The organism is uncultured Microscilla sp. (genome assembly GCF_947493425.1).
In the GTDB taxonomy this organism is placed as follows: domain Bacteria; phylum Bacteroidota; class Bacteroidia; order Cytophagales; family Microscillaceae; genus Microscilla.
In genome coordinates this window covers 1-800 of the sequence record NZ_CANLRP010000422.1, presented here as the reverse complement: position 1 = coordinate 800, position 800 = coordinate 1, and the positions used below count along the sequence as shown (strand labels likewise).

The 800-nt window shown below is 50.9% G+C and carries 1 pseudogene; it reads left to right on the top strand.

Annotation, left to right across the window (positions count from 1 at the left end):
- Positions 1-800, top strand: a pseudogene (locus Q0954_RS34145) (hypothetical protein); the annotation flags it as partial.

Sequence of the window (800 nt, the reverse complement as noted above, 5' to 3'; positions counted from 1 at the left end):
TATTGCGCGGGAGATGGCACCCCAGTGAAACTCACCCCTGTATTTGGCGGCAACTCAAGCCCTCCCGCTGACTACTTGACGGCTGGGAAATTTGAAATCAAACGCATTAAACCAGCGTCGGCTTCTTTTGTAAGCTTGGTGGCACAAGACGGAGCCCTCACTAATAGCTGGTCGCCTGCTTTTCCTCTTGTGGGGGTGGGTGAAAGCCCCATTGCCCCCACAGCAAAAACCAGCCAAGTCAACCTCAATGCGGGTGAGTACCTTATTCGTTATGTTTATACCAACGCCAACGGTTGTGTAAACTACTCTGATGCCTATAATATCACTATTAAACCCTTGCCTACCCTGACTTTTACTGGGCTTGCCGACAGTTATTGTAGTAACGACTCACCTGTAATGCTGTCAGCGTTCAAAAACGGGGTACTCACCCCGCTTTTGCCCGGTTTTATGGCACGTAATGTGACCACGGGTGAAGAAAAAGCCCTGGGGGGCAACTTGCTCAACCCTGCCGAGTTTGTGGCGGGTAGGTATGAGTTATTTTTAGCACTCGCCAGCACAGGCAGCACCGACTGTGCCAACGCATCTAACCGTGATACAACGGTGTATTTTGAGGTCATTGACCCACCCGCCAGTGTAAAAGTCATTGCCGAAAGGCGTTGGAACGATGACACCCTCCGTTTTACCGCAGTTGCTGGTACCGAGGTGGTAAATTGGGAGTGGAATTTTGGCAATTTACTCGCCAGTACGTCTCAGGTAGCCTACCCGGTACACCCCGACAGGAAAGGAAGCATTCCATTACT